Source organism: Caulobacter segnis (genome assembly GCF_031454995.1).
Taxonomy (GTDB): domain Bacteria; phylum Pseudomonadota; class Alphaproteobacteria; order Caulobacterales; family Caulobacteraceae; genus Caulobacter; species Caulobacter segnis_E.
Window position 1 is genome coordinate 399,324 of sequence record NZ_JAVDRV010000001.1, and the last position, 15,509, is coordinate 414,832.

Below are 15,509 nucleotides of genomic sequence, written 5' to 3' on the forward strand. Positions count from 1 at the left end.
CTCCCGAGACGTCCGCGCGACGCCTAGGCGCGCTTGCGACCCTTGAGGGTCAGAGCCACCGCCGAGACCAGGAAGTAGAACGCCCCGAAGCCCGCATAGGGCGCGATCTCGATCGGCGCGGGCGGATGGCCGCCATGCCGCAGCGACTGGGTGATCATGAACACCCCGGCCAACACAGACTGGGCGCCGCTCAGCACCATCGGCCATTGGCCGCCGACCGAGCGCCAGCGGCGCAGGCCCGCGACCAGCTGCAGAATACCCGAGAACCCGGCCCAGACGCCGAACACGGTCAGCACCCGGCGCGGCTCGACCTGCAGCGCGAGCAGCACCGCGGCCGCGACGAGCAGGCTGACGAACAGATTGAAAGTCTGCGGCGGATTGGCCGCGAAGCCGCCGTTGGATCGCGCGTCCATCGCGTTGGCCAGGGCGTCCCAGGCCGGATAGGCCACCAGCAGCACGCCGCCGAGCAGCGGGTTGCTCGTCCCGACCGCGACGGCGGCGAGGATCCAGGCGACCGACACAGCGGCCCGTAGGAAATAATAGCGCTTGAGACCGCGCTGGACGTCGTCGACCTGGGCCATGGCGGCCTCCCTGAAGCTGAAATTTCCATGTCGAGGCATTATATGTCGCGACATTTAATTCCCTCTATAGGGCCTCGCTCGGCGCGTCGAGTCATTATTTGTCACGACATCTAATTTCGCGGTACGAAAGAGGACGATCAGGAGCGCGCCGTGTCCGACTACATCCCGACCCTCGACCAGCAGCTGTGCTTCTCGCTGTACGGGGCCAGCATGGCGATCAACCGCGCCTACAAGCCGCTGCTGGACGCGCTGGAGATCACCTATCCGCAGTACCTGGTGCTGAGCGCCCTTTGGGAAACCGACGGCATGAGCGTCGGCGCGATCGGCGAACGGCTAGGCCTCGACTCCAGCAACGTCACGCCCCTGGTCAAGCGCATGGAGGGCGCGGGCCTGGTCAGCCGTGTCCGCAACCCCGCCGACGAGCGCCAGGTGGTGGTCAGCCTGACCGACGCCGGACGCGACATGCAGGCCCGCAGCACGTGCCTGGGCCAGACCCTGTTCGCCGCCGGCGGCATGAGCGTCGAGCGCCTCGTGCAACTGAACAAGGAAGTCCAGGCGTTTCGGGATTCGGTTTCGCGCTTCGTCAGCGAACAGCCCCGCGGGTAAGGCCTTCAATTGTGCCGCCTAGTCGCGCTCCAGCACTGGCGTTCCGCGCCCAGCCGGGGTAGCAGCCCCGCCCATGATCCGCCTCGACAACATCTCCAAGCAGAACGGCCACCAGATTCTGTTCATCGAAGCCTCGATGGGCATCCAGAAGGGTGAGAAGGTCGGGCTGGTCGGCCCGAACGGCGCCGGCAAGACGACCCTGTTCCGCATGATCACGGGGCAGGAGCAACCCGACGACGGCATCGTCTCGATCGATCCGGGCACGCGGATCGGCTATTTCAGCCAGGACGTCGGCGAGATGTCGGGCCAGAGCGCCGTGGCTGCGGTCATGGACGGCGTCGGCCCGGTCAGCGCCCTGGCCGCCGAGATGGCCACCCTGGAAGCGGCCATGGTCGATCCGGACCAGGCCGACCAGCTGGACGCCCTCATGGAGCGCTATGGCGAGGTGCTGGAACGCTTCCAGGAGCTCGACGGCTATGCGCTGGAAGCCCGCGCCCGCGAGGTGCTGGCGGGCCTGAGCTTCAGCCAGGAGCGCATGGACGGCGACGTCGGCCTTTTGTCGGGCGGCTGGAAGATGCGCGTGGCCCTGGCCCGCATCCTCTTGATGCGCCCCGACGCCATGCTGCTGGACGAGCCCAGCAACCACCTGGACCTGGAAAGCCTGATCTGGCTGGAAGCGTTCCTCAAGAACTACGACGGCGCGCTGCTGATGACCTCGCACGACCGCGCCTTCATGAACCGGATCATCGGCAAGGTGGTCGAGATCGACGCCGGCCAGCTGATCACCTATTCGGGCGACCTTGATTTCTACGACCAGCAGCGGGCGCTCAGCGAGGCCCAGCGCCAAGCGCAGTACGAGCGCCAGCAGGCGATGCTGGCCAAGGAAATCAAGTTCATCGAGAAGTTCAAGGCGCGCGCCTCGCACGCCGCCCAGGTCCAGAGCCGGGTCAAGAAGCTGGACAAGATCGAGCGCGTCGAGGCGCCCCGCCGTCGCCAGACGGTCCAGTTCGAATTCCAGAGCCCGCCGCGCTCCGGCGAGGACGTGATCAGCCTACGCGGCGTTCACAAGGGCTATGGCGAGCGGCCGATCTACCAGGACCTCGACTTTCTGGTCCGCCGCAAGGAGCGCTGGGCCGTGCTGGGCGCCAACGGCGCGGGCAAGTCGACGCTGCTGAAGCTGGTGGCCGGCGCGACCGAGCCCGACCAGGGCAAGGTCGCCATCGGGGCCAGCGTCAAGATGGGCTACTTCGCCCAGCACTCCATGGACCTGCTGGAGGGCGAGGAGACGATCTTCGAGTCGCTGGAGCGCTCGTTCCCGCAGGCGGGCCAAGGGGCCCTGCGCACCCTGGCCGGCTGCTTCGGCTTCTCGGGCGACGACGTCGAAAAGCCCTGCCGCGTGCTGTCGGGAGGCGAGAAGGCGCGTCTGGTCATGGCCAAGATGCTGTTTGATCCGCCCAACCTGCTGGTGCTCGACGAGCCGACCAACCACCTGGACATGGCGACCAAGGAGATGCTGGTGGCGTCGCTGGCCGACTTCGAGGGCACCATGCTGTTCGTCTCGCACGACCGCCACTTTCTGGCTGCCCTGTCGAACCGGGTGCTGGAGCTGACGCCCGAGGGCGTGCACCAGTACGGCGGCGGCTACACCGAATATGTCGCCCGCACCGGCCAGGAAGCACCGGGCCTGCACCCGGGGGGCTAACGCTCATCGCCGGCTTGGCCTAGAACGATCGATATTCAAAATAGGGCTCAAATCCCGCCTTCCTGGGCCTTGTGCCCAGGACCCATCTTTCCGTCACGACTGAATTCGACCAGCGACCTGGGCCTACCCGCCTGGCCATTTTCGACACCAGAGCCCGCCGTGGACATGGGTCCTGGGCACAAGGCCCAGGAAGGCCAGCTCTGGGCTTCGGAGTCGTGTTGGATCTCGATCCCATCTAAAACACCCCCATGTTCACCGCCCTGCTCGGCCTCGCGCCCATCGTCATCGCCCTGCTGACCCTCTCGGCGCTGTTCTCGGCGGCGGAGACGTCGATGACGGGCGCCAGTCGGTCGCGGATGCACCAACTGGAGCGCGACGGCGACGCCCCCGCCCGGCGGGTCAACAAGCTGCTGTCCGATCAGGAGACGATGATCGGGGCGGTGCTGCTGGGCAACAACCTGATCAACATCCTGGCCTCGGCCCTGGCGACCCAGGTGCTGACCACCCTGATCCCCGGGCCCTGGGGCGTGGCCCTGGCCACCGGCGTGATGACCGTGCTGGTCCTGGTCTTCGCCGAGGTGCTGCCCAAGACCGTGGCCATCGTCCGCTCCGACGACGTGGCCCGCGCCCTGTCGGCGCCGACCCTGTTCCTCGTCGGGCTGTTCGGCCCCGTGATCTACGCGGTGCAGTGGATCGTGCGCCGCACGCTGCGGATCTTCGGCGTCAGGCTGGACATGGCCGTCGACGTGCTGGCCGCCCACGAGGAGATCCGCGGCGCGGTCGACTACCACCACTCCGAAGGCCTGGTGGAGACCGACGACCGGCGGATGCTGGGCGGGGTGCTGGACCTGTCGGACATGGACGTCTCGGAGATCATGGTCCATCGCAAGTCGATGGTCCTGCTGGACGCCGCCCTCCCCGCCCGGGAGCTGGTCGACGAGGTGCTCGAGGCCCAGCACACCCGCGTGCCGGTCTATCGCGACGAGCCCGACAACATCGTCGGCGTTCTGCACGCCCGCGATTTGCTGAAGGCCCTGGCGGAGTCGCCCACGGGCGTCGAGGGCCTCGACATCGCCGCCATCCTGCGCGAGCCGTGGTTCATCCCCGACACCACCAACCTCAAGGACCAGCTGAACGCCTTCCTCAAGCGCAAGAGCCACTTCGCCCTCGTGGTCGACGAGTATGGCGCGCTGCAAGGCCTGGTGACGCTGGAGGACATCCTCGAGGAGATCGTCGGCGAGATCGACGACGAGCACGACACCGCGCTGGACGGCGTGCGCGAGCAGCAGGACGGCTCGGTGAATGTCGATGGCCACGTCACGGTCCGCGACCTCAACCGCGCCATGGACTGGCGACTGCCGGAAGGCGACGCGGTGACGATCGCGGGCCTTGTCATCCACGAGGCTCAGATGATCCCCGAGCCTGGCCAGACCTTCATCTTCCACGGGCATCGGTTCCAGGTCCTGCGTCGCCAGCGCAACCAGATCACCGCCCTGCGCATCAGCGCGCCCCTGAACGAGACGGACGTTTCATGACCCTCGTTTGAGAACGCTGGAACCGAGTCGACGCCCACGCGTTTCGCGCCATTGCTGGTCAGGGGCGGCCAGATTGGAGGGGCATGTTGGTCAGCGCGGTTAAGACCGAGATTCGCGGCGGTTCCGACGACGACACGCGCGCGCGGTTGGCCGAAGCGGAGGCGGCGTTGGCCGAGGAAATCCGTAAGTCGGAGGCCCTGGCGCGGGTCACCCAGGCGGTGGCCTCCAGCAACGATGTCGACACCTGCGTCCAGGCGGTGATCGACGGCGCCCGCGAGATCATCGGCGCGGCCTACGGCGCGTTCTTCCACAATGTCTTGAGCGCGGACGGGGAATCCTACGCCCTGTATCGCCTGTCGGGCGCGCCGCCCGAGGCGTTCGCCAACTTCCCCATGCCGCGCAAGGCCGAGATCTTCGCCCCCACCTTCGACGGCGTCGGGGTCGTGCGCTCGGACGACATCACCCAGGACCCGCGCCATCGTCGCGACGCGCCCTGGCGCGGCGCGGCGTCCGGTCACCTTTTGGTGCGCAGCTATCTGGCCATCCCGGTGATGACGCCGCGAGGCGGCGTCCTGGGCGGCCTTTTCTTCGGTCACGGCGAGCCTGGACGGTTCACGGCCCGCGACGAGGCGCTGTTGTTGGGCCTGGGCGCCCAGGTGGCGGTGACCATCGACTCCATCCGCGTCAACGCTAGCGCCCTGGACGAGCTGGACCAACGGCGGCGCGCCGAGGAGCGGCTGAAGTTCGCCCTCGATTCCGGCCGCATGGGTTCCTGGGACCTCGACGTGGCCACCCGCGCCTACGAAGCCTCGGACCTCTGCAAGGCCAATTACGGCCGGGCTCCCGACCAGGCGTTCACCTTCGCGGACCTGATCGCCGCGATCCATCCCGAGGACCGGCCGCGGATCATGGCGGCGATGGAAAGCGCGATCCGCGATGGCGCGGACTACGACGTCGAGTACCGCGTGATCCTGCCCACCGGGGAGCCGCGCTGGCTTCACGCCCGAGGCCGGGCGGCCCAAACCGCCGACGACGGCGGGGCCCGCCGGCTGGCGGGCGTGTCGCTGGACATCACCGAGCGCAAGCGGGCCGAGGAGCGCCAGATGCTGCTGGTCAACGAGCTGAACCACCGGGTCAAGAATAGCCTCGCCACCGTCCAGTCGATCGCCGCCCAGACCCTGCGCTCGATCACCTCTCCCGAGTTCTTCCGCGAGGCGTTCGAGGCGCGGCTGATCGCCCTGTCCCAGACCCACGACCTGCTGACCCGCGAGGGATGGGAAGGCGCCAGCCTGCGCGAGGTGATCGATGGCGAACTGCGCGCCATGGCTGGCGAGGATCGGGTCACGTTCCAGTACGCCAGCGACATTCGCCTGAACCCCAAGGCGGCCGTGGCGCTGGGCATGGGAATTCACGAACTGGCGACCAACGCGGTCAAGTACGGCGCCTGGTCGGTTCCCGGCGGGGAAGTGGTCGTCACCTGGCGACAGGACGCCCATCTGTTCCGCCTGACCTGGACCGAACGCGGCGGTCCGCCGGTCGAAAACCCCACCCGTCGCGGCTTCGGCGCGCGGCTTCTTGAACGCGGTCTCGCCGCCGAGCTATCCGGCGCGGTCGAGCTGACCTATGATCCCACCGGACTCGTCTGCCACATGGCGCTGCCCCCGCGCGCGCTGGAGCCCTGATCTATGAAGACACTCTCGTCCCTGAAGGTGCTGGTCGTCGAAGACGAAGCCCTGGTTTCCATGCTGGTCGAAGACATGCTGACCGACCTCGGCTGCACCGTCGTCGGTCCCGCCGCCGAGATCGAGGAGGCCCTCAAGCTGGCCAACTCGGCCGATATCGACGCGGCCCTGCTGGACGTGAACCTAGGCGGGCGGCCGATCTTCCCGGTCGCCGACGCCCTGCGCGGCCGCGGCGTGCCATACGCCTTCGCCAGCGGCTATGGCGAGGCGGGCATCAGCGAAGACCACCGCGGCTCGGCCGTTCTGCAGAAGCCCTTCCGCGAGGCCGACCTGCGCCGCGTGCTTGAGGGCCTGGTCGCTCAGACGGCCTAAAAAGCCCTCCGTCGACGCCATCGGGCGCCGCCTGGAGCGCGGACGAGAAGACGGCGCCCCCCCGCGCTTCCGGTCGATCGCGCCGTCACCCAGCGCTCGTTTCCGCGCGCCGGCGGGAACATCCTTGCGAGAAAATAGGTTCGAGAGCGGTTTGCCACCTGTCCTCTAGCGGAGAATGTGGTCGCCTCGCGCCGTCGGTCTTTCGGAACGCGCGCGCCCCAAACAAAAGCGGCGGGGAAACTTTCCCCGCCGCTTAAGCTGGAACGATGGCCGACCGCTCAGGCGGTCGGCCCGTTGAATATTACCACTTCTTGGTGACGGCCACGAAGATGCGGCGGCCGATCATGTCGTAGTTGCCGAGCTGCGCGGTGCCCACGCGGAACTGGCCAGACGAACCCGCCGGAGGCCGTTCGTCGAAGGCGTTGTTGACGCCGATCTGGGTCGACAGATCGCCGAACTGACGCTTCACCGAGAACGTATGGTACACGGTGAGTTCCGCGTGCAGGTTGTAGTAGGCGCAGGCGTTGACCGTGGCCGAGCAGTTCGTGGTCACGCCGTTGACCACGTCCGTGTACTTGTTCACGGGCAGCACGTCGGTCATGTTTTCAGGCTGATCGGTGTCGGACCCCTTACCGATCATGTTCACGCCCCAGTAGAAGGTCCAGTCATCCTTCTTCCACGTGGCGGAGATGTTACCCGAGAACCCCGGACCGTCGTAGTTATAGGTCGTGCCCAGTCGGTTCAGCGGCGTGGCGCCCCCCAGCAAGGTGACGACGTTCTTGGTCGTCCAGGTGAACTGCGAGTTGGTGCTCAGGCGACCGCCCAACAGGTCACGGCTGTACTGGGTGGTCAGGTCGATGCCGTGGTTCACCTGGTTGGCGACGTTCACGTAGCTGTTCTGCACCGAGAGGATGTAGAACTTGCTCGGATCGCGCGTGAACAGCGAGCAGAACGGGTTGGTCGGGAAGTCGGTCGAGTTGTAGCACTGCTTCAGGATGTTGGCGGCGCCGAACTGACGGACTTCGTTGTCCACGTTGATCGTGAAATAGTCGACCGCGACGTTTAGGTCCGCGAAGCGCGGCGACCAGACGATACCGAACGTGTTCGCGGCGGCCGTTTCGGCCTTCAGGTTGCCCTGACCGCCGGTGGAGAACACCGTCGCGCTGCTGCCGCCCAGGGCGTTGTAAGAGGTCGGGATGCCCTGCGACGCACAGTTGTTGCGGGTCGTCTGGCTGGCCGTGCTCGAGTTGCCAAGGTCATAGCAGGGGTCGATGACGCTCTGCGACGAGTAGCCGATCTGGTTGCCCAGATAGAGCTCGTACAGCGACGGCGCGCGGAACGACGTGCCGTGCGTGAAGCGCAGCGTGACCGAAGGCAGAACCTTCCAGTTCGCGCCGACCTTCCAGGTCGCATCCGAACCGTAGCTGTCATAGTCCGAATAGCGAGCCGACAGATTGACGTCGAGACGCTCCATGAAGCGCGCGTCGCGGACCAGCGGCAGGTCCAGTTCGCCGAAGACTTCCTTCGAGCTGTCCGAACCCTTGGTCTGACCGGCCGAGCTGTAGAGCGCCATGTTGCGGTTGGCGGCCTGGTAGCCCGGCTTGTCGTTGATGCGCTCCTTGCGGACCTGGAAGCCGAACGCGCCGGCCACGGGGCCGGTCGGCAGGCTGAACAGGTCGCCCGAGATCGAGCCTTCGACATAGGCGTGCGAGTACTCGGTCGTGCCTTCTTCTTCGAAGAACAGGAAGTCACGCTCGGCCTGGGTGAACTGACCAGCCAGCACGCGGTTCGACATCCACGGGATGCCGTTGGGCAGTTGCGAGCAGTTGAAGTTCGAGAAGTTGCCGCCAGCCGGGTTGTTGGTGCAGGCCACGTTCGGGCTGTTCAGGGCCGCGAAGCGGTCCAGATAGATACGCGGACCGAAGTCGTAGGTCGCGTCCGACTTCGAGTACTGGCCGAAGATGTCCCAGTCCCAGCCGCCGTTCCAGTCGATAGAGCCACGCAGGCCCGCGACCGCGCGATAGTACTTCACGTCCTGGTGGCCGTTGGACTCATAGGCCGCGACCGTGACGGCGTTCTGGCCAATGGTGTTGTTCGGGTTGCTGGCGGGCAGGTAGTTCAGCGCGCCGTTGAGGGTGTTGCGTTGCGCGAACGACTGGAAGATTTGCCCGACGCCGGTCTGCGAGGACTGGCGACGGCTGATCATCAGCTCGGTGTAGGCTTCGACGTTCGGCGTGATCTGATAGCCGCCATTGAAGGCCACCGTCGAACGGATTTCCGGGCTGACCGTGCTGGAGCGATCGTACAGCGGGCTCGTGGTCGGCGCGTAGGTGTAGGTGTCCGGATAGCCGATGCGGTTGAAGCGCGCGAAGCCCGGGATGGTCGAGTTGTTGCCTTGGGCGGCGCTAGGATAGTTGATGCCGCTGACGATCGGCACCAGGTTGACCGATCCCGTGACGAGCTGGACGTAGCCGTTCGTCAGGTTCAGGCACTTGTATTGGCCGGTGACGGCGTCCTTGTAATCCTTGCGGGCGCCGGTCTTCGGGTCGAACAGGTAGTCGGCGGCGCAAGCGGTGTCGTCACGGTCGCCGCGGCGCAGAATTTCCTGACGGAAGTATTCGCCCGAAACGTTGAAGTAGCCCTTGTCGAAGGTTTTACCGTAGGCGCCGGTCATCCGGTACGCCTTACCGCCCTTCTCAAGCGGGTTGCTGCCGTAGATCTTCAGCTCGCCGCCATCCAGCTTCTTGCGCGTGATGATGTTGACGACGCCGGCCACGGCGTCCGAGCCGTAGATCGAAGACGCCCCGTCCTTCAGAATCTCGACGCGCTCGACGATGGACTCCGGCACGACGCCGAGGTCGAAGGGACCGACTTGGCCGCGCACGCCGGCCGGACCGGCGCGGCGGCCGTTCAGCAGCACCAGGGTGCGGTTGGCGCCCAGACCCCGCAGCGAGACCGTGCTGACGCCCGGGCCGCCGGTGACGTTGTAGCCGGTGTACTGGTTGTTGATCTGGCCCGTGCCGGCGGCGAGGGTCGAATTTTGCAGGATCGCCGACATCGTGGCCGAGCCCTCAAGCTCCGCGCGCTCCGCGGTCAGCACCTGGATCGGCGAGGAGGCCGTGAACTCCGAACGACGGATGCGCGAGCCGGTGACAGTGATCGCCTCAAGTTCGTTGGCTTCAGCCGCGGGGGCGGCGGGCGCGGCGGTCTGAGCGTGCGCCGGAGCGGTTACGGCCATCAACGACAGGGCGCCGGTGATAACCGTCGTTCCCAGCAGAAAATTCTTATGCAAATTCAACCTAAGTCCCCTAAGGCGACGAAAACACAAAGGATGCGGCGGAGAACAAATTTGCCTCACCTTCCGCAGCGCGGCTGCGTAACACGGCGGTCACAATTGGGAACCAAGACAGACAGAAAACGGGCATCTTTTGCCCCTTTTTGCCAGAACGTGGCTATTTGAACACAAATCATAGCCTGATTGACGAACAGTGATCCGCGACGCTCACCGTCGGCGGCAGGCCAGAGCAAAAAATTGCCCTGGCAAAAAATCACCTCAAAATCAAAAGACAAATTCGCTCATATTTCCCTCAATAAGATAGAGAGGGGGAGCATCTTCCAATAACTCGGCGCCGACCATCTCAGCCAAGAGGGAAGCGCCAGTCTGGTTTTCAGTTGTGCTTAGTCCAGATCGCGCGGTCCGAACGATTGTGGCAGCAAGCTCCAGAAGGGCGTCCTTTGGGTCACCGCCCCGCCCTGCACGGAGACGATCTCGCAGGCTTCGCTCGCGAATTCGGCGATACGTTGGCGGCAGGCGCCGCAGGGCTGGACCACCGCGTCGGAGCCGGCGGCGATCAGCACCTTGGCGATGCGGCGCGAGCCCCCAGCCGTGATCATCGCCCCGATCGCCGTCTGCTCGGCGCAGGTTCCCGAGGGATAGGCCGCGTTCTCGACGTTGACGCCGTAGTGGGTCCGCCCCGCCTCGTCGATCACCGCCGCGGCCACCGTGAAGTTCGAATAGCGCGCGTAGGACCGCTCCAGCAGTCCGGGCAGGGCCCGGGCGGCGTCCTGTTCAAGGGTGTCGGCGATTAGGGTGACGTCGGCGCTCATGCTTGTCCTGCCTGCCCGGCCAAGGATCGCGCCGGGGAGAGAGGCAATCAGTCGCGGTCGCGCCACGCAAGCTCAAAATGCGGCGGGCTCAGGCCTCGCCCGGCGCGGTCGCCACGATCGACAAGGCGTGCACCGGCCCGGCCAGCTCCTCGGCGAGCGCCTTCATCACCATGCGCTGACGCATGACCCGCGCCTTGCCGGCAAAGGCTTCCGACTCGATCCGCAGGCTGAAGTGGCTCTCGCCCGCCCCGCTATGGCCCGCGTGGCCGTGGTGACGGTCGCTGTCGTCCGCCAGCTCCAGCCGCGACGGCGCGAAAGCGGCCTCCAACTTGGTGCGAATAGCTTCCGCAACGGCGCCCATGACGCGACTCCCGCATGTCAATCCTTGAACGGAAATAGCGCGGGCTTACTCTAAGCGCCATGAGCCGGCCGTTCGAGTATCGCCCTAAATTCTACGACATCCGGGTTCGCCCCCCGAAGGAAGGCGAGGACGAGGCTGTCCACGACGTGCTGCGCCTGAAGCCAGGCGAGAAGCGCTGCGACCATCCCGACTGCAGCCTGCCGGGCTCGGCCAAGGCGCCGAAGTCGCGCGACATTCCCGATCAGCACTACTGGTTCTGTCAGCGGCACGCGGCCGAGTACAACAAGAACTGGAACTTCTACGCCGGCATGAGCGAGGCCCAGATCCGGGCCGAGCAGGAATCCGAGCGCATGACCGGCGGCCGCCCGACCTGGAGCTTCAAGGCCGACGCCCGCTCGCGCGAAGCCGCCGCCCAGGCCGCTCGCGACGCCCGCGCCTTCGCCGACCCGTTCGGCATCTTCCGCGCCCAACAACGGCGGGCCGAATCGCAACGCACCGCCGCCGAGCGCGGCCTGGGCAAGCTGGAGCGTCAGGCCCTGGCCGACCTCGACCTGGAGGCCGGCGCCGACGGCGCGGCGATCAAGGCCAAGTACAAGGAGCTGCTCAAGCGCTGCCACCCCGACGCCAACGGCGGCGACCGCAGCGCCGAGCACAAGCTGCAGCGGGTGATCAAGGCCTACAAACAGCTGCAGAAGTCGGGGCTGGTGTAGGAAGCGGCGGACGAGCGCTTCCTCGCCGCCGTCACCCCACCTTCAGGTCGCCGAGCATCGCGCCTTCACGATGCGCCCGGGCGCGGTTACGCCGCGCGTCGATGGCTGTCGGCCAGACGGGCCGTGATATTGAAGCGCGCGATCAGTCGTTCCAGCTCGCAGGCCTCCATGCGCAAGTTCGCCGCCGCGGCGGTCGCCTCCTCCACCATGGCGGCGTTCTGCTGGGTGACCTGATCCATCTGGTTGACCGCGACATTGACCTCGCCGAGGCCCGTGGACTGTTCTCGCGAAGACTGCGCGATCTCGCTGATCAAGGTGTCGATCTCGCTGACCTTGCCGACGATCGAGCCCAGCGCGCGTCCGGTGTCGCCGACGAGCTTTACGCCACGTTCAACTTGCGCCGAGCTGTTGGCGATGAGGACCTTGATCTCCTTGGCGGCGTCGGCCGAGCGTTGCGCCAAGGCGCGAACTTCCTGGGCGACGACCGCGAAACCTCGGCCCGCTTCCCCGGCGCGGGCGGCTTCGACGCCAGCGTTCAGCGCCAGCAAGTTGGTCTGGAACGCGATCTCGTCGATCACGCCGATGATTTGATTGATCTGGGTCGAGCTTTCCTCGATGCCGTCCATGGCCGCGACCGCGCCACCCACGATCTCTCCGGATTTCGCCGCGTCGACACGCGCGCCAGAAGCCGCCTCCGAGGCGCGCTTCGCCCCCTCGGCGCTACGGCCCACCGTGGCCGTGATCTGATCAAGAGCCGCGGCCGTTTCTTCCAGGCTCGCCGCCTGCTGCTCGGTTCGACGCGAAAGGTCGTCCGACGCGGTGGAGATCTCATTGGCGCCAGCGGTGACATTTTGAGTGGCCGAGGCGACGGCGCCAATCGTCTCATCGAGCGCCGTCACGGCGCTATTGAAATCATCGCGGACGCGGGCGAACTGCGCGTCGATCGCGTCGGGCATACGATAGCTCAGGTCGTTCGCGGCCAGGCGCTCCAAGGCCATGGCGATCTGTTCGATCGCATTGACGCGCCCCGTCACTTCGGTGGCGAACTTGACGACCTTGGCCACCCGCCCCTTGGCGTCGAACACCGGATTGTAGGAGGCCTGGATCCAGACCTCCTTGCCGCCCTTGCCGAACCGCTTGAACTCTTCCGCCACGAACTCGCCGGCGTTCAGCTTGCGCCAAAACTCCGCGTAGGCCGCCGAGTCCGCATAGGCTGGATCGACGAACATGCGGTGATGCTTGCCCTTGATCTCCGAGAGGGCGTAGCCGACCACGCTCAGGAAATTCTCGTTGGCGTTCAAGATGACGCCTTCGGCCGTGAACTCGATCGTGGCTTGCACCCGTTCCACGGCGGCGAGCTTCGCCGTCCGCTCCGCCTCCGCCTCCTTTTGGGCGGTGATATCGGTCGCGACCTTTAGGATCTTCGTGACCCGGCCCGCGGCGTTCTTCACTGGATTGTAGGACGCCTGGATCCAGACCTCCCGACCGCCCTTGCCCAGGCGCATATATTCACGCGCGTCGAACTGCCCTTGAGCGAGTCGAGCCCAGAAGTCGCGGTAGGCTTGGCTCCCGGCGTACTCGGGCTCGAGAAACAGGGTGTGGTGCTTGCCGACGATCTCCCGCGCCTCATAGCCAAGCGCTTCGCAGAAGTTCGCATTGGCCGCGAGGATTGTTCCCTTCACGTCGAATTCGATCATCGCCAGAGATTTATCGAGCGCATCGATCTTGCTGGCGGCGTCGCCGCCAAGGCCCGCGCGGAGGTTGAGCATCACAACTAATCCCTACTTCTTCGCGAAAATCACGCCGCATGTAAGGTCAACGTCTCTTTTTGTGCTAAATATAGAGTGAATATAAGATCTGGCGCGACAATACGCCGTCCACAACCTCAAGACCCTTAGTACATCCCTGAGATGTACACCCATTCCAGCTCTTTACCCGCCATTTATTGTTAAAATACGCTCATTAAGCGCCGCAAGCACGTCTTGGCCAGCTTGACCGTACAGTGTCTGTCCGGCGCCGGCGCGCGAGCGGCCATTCGGCGTCCAGGCCCACCTCCAACGACCTCGGTCGTGGCCGAAGCGGCCCGCGAGCCGCCGCCGCCTCCAGGGCGCGCGCCGCCACGCTTCAATCCCTTGCGACGCACGGGGCGAATGGGCCATTGTCCCGCGCCGACACGTGGCGGGCGGGGACCCCTTTCGATGACAGTCAGCGATCCGGAGTGGCGCGCGCCGACCCAGGCGCCGACGCCGGTGACGCCGGTGCCCTTCGGCAAGCCGTGGAGTATCTGGGCCTGGGGCGGGCTGATCTCGACCGCTGGCCTGGCGCTGGCCGTGGCGCCGAACGCGGTGCTGCATCTGCTGAAGTCGCCGGTCGATCCCGCCGCCCTGCCGTGGGTGCGGTTCTGTGGCCTGCTGCTGCTGGCCTACGCCATGGGCTATCACGTCGCCGGCTGGACGGGCCAGCGGACCTATATGCGCGCCTCGGTCGTGCTGCGGGTGCTGTCGCTGGTGGTGATCGGCGCCTTCGTCCTGGCCGACTGGCTGCCCAAGGCCTGGCTGGCCGTGGGCCTGGCCGACTTCGCCGGCGCGGTCTGGACGACGCTGGAGCTCAGGTGGCGTCCGAAGCCGAAGACGGCTTGATCCGCCGCCGAACCAGATAGGCCGCCAGCCAGCAAATCATCGCCCACGCCGCGCCCACGCACCAGCCCGCCAGCACGTCGCTGGCCCAGTGGACGCCCAGATAGACTCGGCTGGCGCCGACCAGCAGGCTCAGCAGGACCGCCGCGCTGATCGCCAGCACCTTGACCCGCCGCCGGTCGGAAAAGCGCGCCGTCAGGACGCCCAGGGTCAGGAACACCACCGCCGACAGCATGGCGTGGCCCGAGGGGAAGCTGGCGTTGACCGCTTCCACCACGCGATAGGCTAGATCCGGCCGCTCGCGCCCGAACACCGCCTTCAGCCCTTGGCTGATGCTCACGCCCCCCACCGCTCCGCCCAGCAGCAGAACGGCCTCGCCCCAGCGTCGCAGGGACGCCAGCAGCGCGAAGGCCAGCAGGATGATCAGGCTCAGCACCGCCACCGAGCCCAGCGCCGTCACGTCGACGGCCGCGACGTGCAGCCACTCTGGTCCGACCGGGGTTCCAGGTTGGCCCTGAACCCTGAGGGTTCGCAGGACAGCCAGGTCCAAGGCGTGGGTCTCGCCCTCGGCGACCTCATCGGCGATGGCCAGGAACGCCATGGCGCCCAGGGCGGCGATCAGCAGGGCGGTAGCCAGCCCGATCTCTCGGACGGCCACGGCCACAAGTCTCTGAACATCCAGACGAAACAACGGGGCGCTTCTCCCAAGCAGACTCGATATCACCGACAGAGAGACATTCCCCTTTTGAGTCATGAACTTAATCCTAGCAAGTCTGTTGCGGCCGTGACCATGTGGGCGTTCCAGGCCGTCGGCCTGGACAAAGGAAGCCAAGATGAAACGCACTCTGACGGTTTCCGTCGCCATGCTGATGCTGGCCGGCGGCGCGGGAGCCGCCTCCGCCCAAGCGCACCAACACGACCGGCATGGCAACGCGCGGGATCAGATCTACGAGAACGTGCGCCGCGACCAGGCGCGCCGGGACGCCCGCCGAGACCTCCGCCAACATCGCCTCTGGGTGAAAGGACAGCGCCTGGACGCCCGCTATCTCGACCGCGCCTACTATGTCGGCGACTGGAAGCGCCACGGCCTGCGCGCCCCGCCGCGCGGCTATCAATGGCGCAAGATCGACGATCAGTTCGTGCTGGCGGCCGTCGCGACCGGCCTGATCGCCTCGGTGATCATCGCCAGCTACTAAAAAACGACGTGGAAAGGGCGT

The 15,509-nt window shown here is 66.3% G+C and carries 14 protein-coding genes; 8 read left to right on the forward strand and 6 right to left on the reverse strand.

Annotation, left to right across the window (positions count from 1 at the left end; all coding sequences use genetic code 11):
• Window positions 1-23: 23 nt before the first annotated feature.
• Window positions 24-581, reverse strand: a complete 558-nt coding sequence (locus tag J2728_RS01945; RefSeq protein WP_309995636.1) for a DUF308 domain-containing protein — start codon at window positions 579-581, stop codon at window positions 24-26.
• A gap of 150 nt (window positions 582-731) precedes the next feature.
• On the opposite strand from J2728_RS01945, the gene J2728_RS01950 reads away from it, so the two are divergent.
• The 5 genes from J2728_RS01950 (at window position 732) to J2728_RS01970 (ending at window position 6,478) form a co-directional block, all read left to right on the forward strand.
• Entirely contained in the window at window positions 732-1,187 is a 456-nt protein-coding gene (locus tag J2728_RS01950) for a MarR family winged helix-turn-helix transcriptional regulator (protein WP_309995638.1), read from the forward strand.
• 73 nt (window positions 1,188-1,260) lie between these two features.
• A complete protein-coding gene (locus J2728_RS01955; protein ID WP_309995640.1) occupies window positions 1,261-2,889 on the forward strand; it encodes an ABC-F family ATP-binding cassette domain-containing protein in 1,629 nt (542 codons plus the stop codon).
• Between the two features lie 248 nt (window positions 2,890-3,137).
• Entirely contained in the window at window positions 3,138-4,424 is a 1,287-nt protein-coding gene (locus J2728_RS01960; RefSeq protein ID WP_309995642.1) for an HlyC/CorC family transporter, read from the forward strand.
• 83 nt (window positions 4,425-4,507) lie between these two features.
• A complete protein-coding gene (locus J2728_RS01965; protein WP_309995645.1) occupies window positions 4,508-6,106 on the forward strand; it encodes a sensor histidine kinase in 1,599 nt (532 codons plus the stop codon).
• Between the two features lie 3 nt (window positions 6,107-6,109).
• The gene (locus J2728_RS01970) at window positions 6,110-6,478 is read left to right on the forward strand and encodes a response regulator (protein ID WP_309995648.1); all 369 of its coding nucleotides are present in this window, start codon (window positions 6,110-6,112) and stop codon (window positions 6,476-6,478) included.
• A 301-nt stretch (window positions 6,479-6,779) separates the two neighbouring features.
• Here J2728_RS01970 and J2728_RS01975 read toward each other — a convergent pair whose 3' ends face one another.
• From J2728_RS01975 to J2728_RS01985, 3 genes are all read right to left on the reverse strand, one after another.
• On the reverse strand, window positions 6,780-9,770 hold the full coding sequence (locus J2728_RS01975; protein WP_309995650.1) for a TonB-dependent receptor domain-containing protein: 2,991 nt from the start codon (window positions 9,768-9,770) through the stop codon (window positions 6,780-6,782).
• Between the two features lie 386 nt (window positions 9,771-10,156).
• Window positions 10,157-10,585 (reverse strand): cytidine deaminase, encoded by a 429-nt coding sequence (gene cdd / locus J2728_RS01980; RefSeq protein ID WP_309995652.1) that lies wholly within the window; start codon window positions 10,583-10,585, stop codon window positions 10,157-10,159.
• An 88-nt stretch (window positions 10,586-10,673) separates the two neighbouring features.
• Complete coding sequence (locus tag J2728_RS01985; RefSeq protein WP_309995654.1) at window positions 10,674-10,946, reverse strand: BolA family protein; 273 nt, start codon at window positions 10,944-10,946, stop codon at window positions 10,674-10,676.
• Between the two features lie 59 nt (window positions 10,947-11,005).
• On the opposite strand from J2728_RS01985, the gene J2728_RS01990 reads away from it, so the two are divergent.
• Window positions 11,006-11,656 (forward strand): J domain-containing protein, encoded by a 651-nt coding sequence (locus J2728_RS01990; RefSeq protein WP_309995655.1) that lies wholly within the window; start codon window positions 11,006-11,008, stop codon window positions 11,654-11,656.
• Window positions 11,657-11,742: 86 nt separating this feature from the next.
• Here the strand turns inward: J2728_RS01990 and J2728_RS01995 are convergent, their stop codons facing one another.
• A complete protein-coding gene (locus J2728_RS01995) occupies window positions 11,743-13,425 on the reverse strand; it encodes a methyl-accepting chemotaxis protein (RefSeq protein ID WP_309995658.1) in 1,683 nt (560 codons plus the stop codon).
• 429 nt (window positions 13,426-13,854) lie between these two features.
• Here J2728_RS01995 and J2728_RS02000 point away from each other — a divergent pair, with 429 nt between their 5' ends.
• Window positions 13,855-14,295 (forward strand): hypothetical protein, encoded by a 441-nt coding sequence (locus J2728_RS02000; protein WP_309995661.1) that lies wholly within the window; start codon window positions 13,855-13,857, stop codon window positions 14,293-14,295.
• Here the strand turns inward: J2728_RS02000 and J2728_RS02005 are convergent.
• Complete coding sequence (locus tag J2728_RS02005) at window positions 14,264-14,983, reverse strand: phosphatase PAP2 family protein (protein WP_309995663.1); 720 nt, start codon at window positions 14,981-14,983, stop codon at window positions 14,264-14,266. The genes J2728_RS02000 and J2728_RS02005 overlap by 32 nt on opposite strands.
• Window positions 14,984-15,125: 142 nt before the next feature.
• On the opposite strand from J2728_RS02005, the gene J2728_RS02010 reads away from it, so the two are divergent.
• Window positions 15,126-15,488 (forward strand): RcnB family protein, encoded by a 363-nt coding sequence (locus J2728_RS02010; RefSeq protein WP_309995665.1) that lies wholly within the window; start codon window positions 15,126-15,128, stop codon window positions 15,486-15,488.
• Window positions 15,489-15,509: the final 21 nt, after the last annotated feature.

Excerpts from the sequence above, each read along its gene's own strand:
- J2728_RS01955 (WP_309995640.1), top strand. The coding sequence starts at position 1,261 with ATGATCCGCCTCGACAACATCTCCAAGCAGAACGGCCACCAGATTCTG.
- cdd (WP_309995652.1), bottom strand. The coding sequence starts at position 10,585 with ATGAGCGCCGACGTCACCCTAATCGCCGACACCCTTGAACAGGACGCC.
- J2728_RS01990 (WP_309995655.1), top strand. The coding sequence starts at position 11,006 with ATGAGCCGGCCGTTCGAGTATCGCCCTAAATTCTACGACATCCGGGTT.
- J2728_RS02010 (WP_309995665.1), top strand. The coding sequence starts at position 15,126 with ATGAAACGCACTCTGACGGTTTCCGTCGCCATGCTGATGCTGGCCGGC.
- J2728_RS01985 (WP_309995654.1), bottom strand. The coding sequence starts at position 10,946 with ATGGGCGCCGTTGCGGAAGCTATTCGCACCAAGTTGGAGGCCGCTTTC.
- J2728_RS01960 (WP_309995642.1), top strand. The coding sequence starts at position 3,138 with ATGTTCACCGCCCTGCTCGGCCTCGCGCCCATCGTCATCGCCCTGCTG.
- J2728_RS01970 (WP_309995648.1), top strand. The coding sequence starts at position 6,110 with ATGAAGACACTCTCGTCCCTGAAGGTGCTGGTCGTCGAAGACGAAGCC.
- J2728_RS01965 (WP_309995645.1), top strand. The coding sequence starts at position 4,508 with ATGTTGGTCAGCGCGGTTAAGACCGAGATTCGCGGCGGTTCCGACGAC.
- J2728_RS02000 (WP_309995661.1), top strand. The coding sequence starts at position 13,855 with ATGACAGTCAGCGATCCGGAGTGGCGCGCGCCGACCCAGGCGCCGACG.
- J2728_RS01945 (WP_309995636.1), bottom strand. The coding sequence starts at position 581 with ATGGCCCAGGTCGACGACGTCCAGCGCGGTCTCAAGCGCTATTATTTC.
- J2728_RS01995 (WP_309995658.1), bottom strand. The coding sequence starts at position 13,425 with ATGCTCAACCTCCGCGCGGGCCTTGGCGGCGACGCCGCCAGCAAGATC.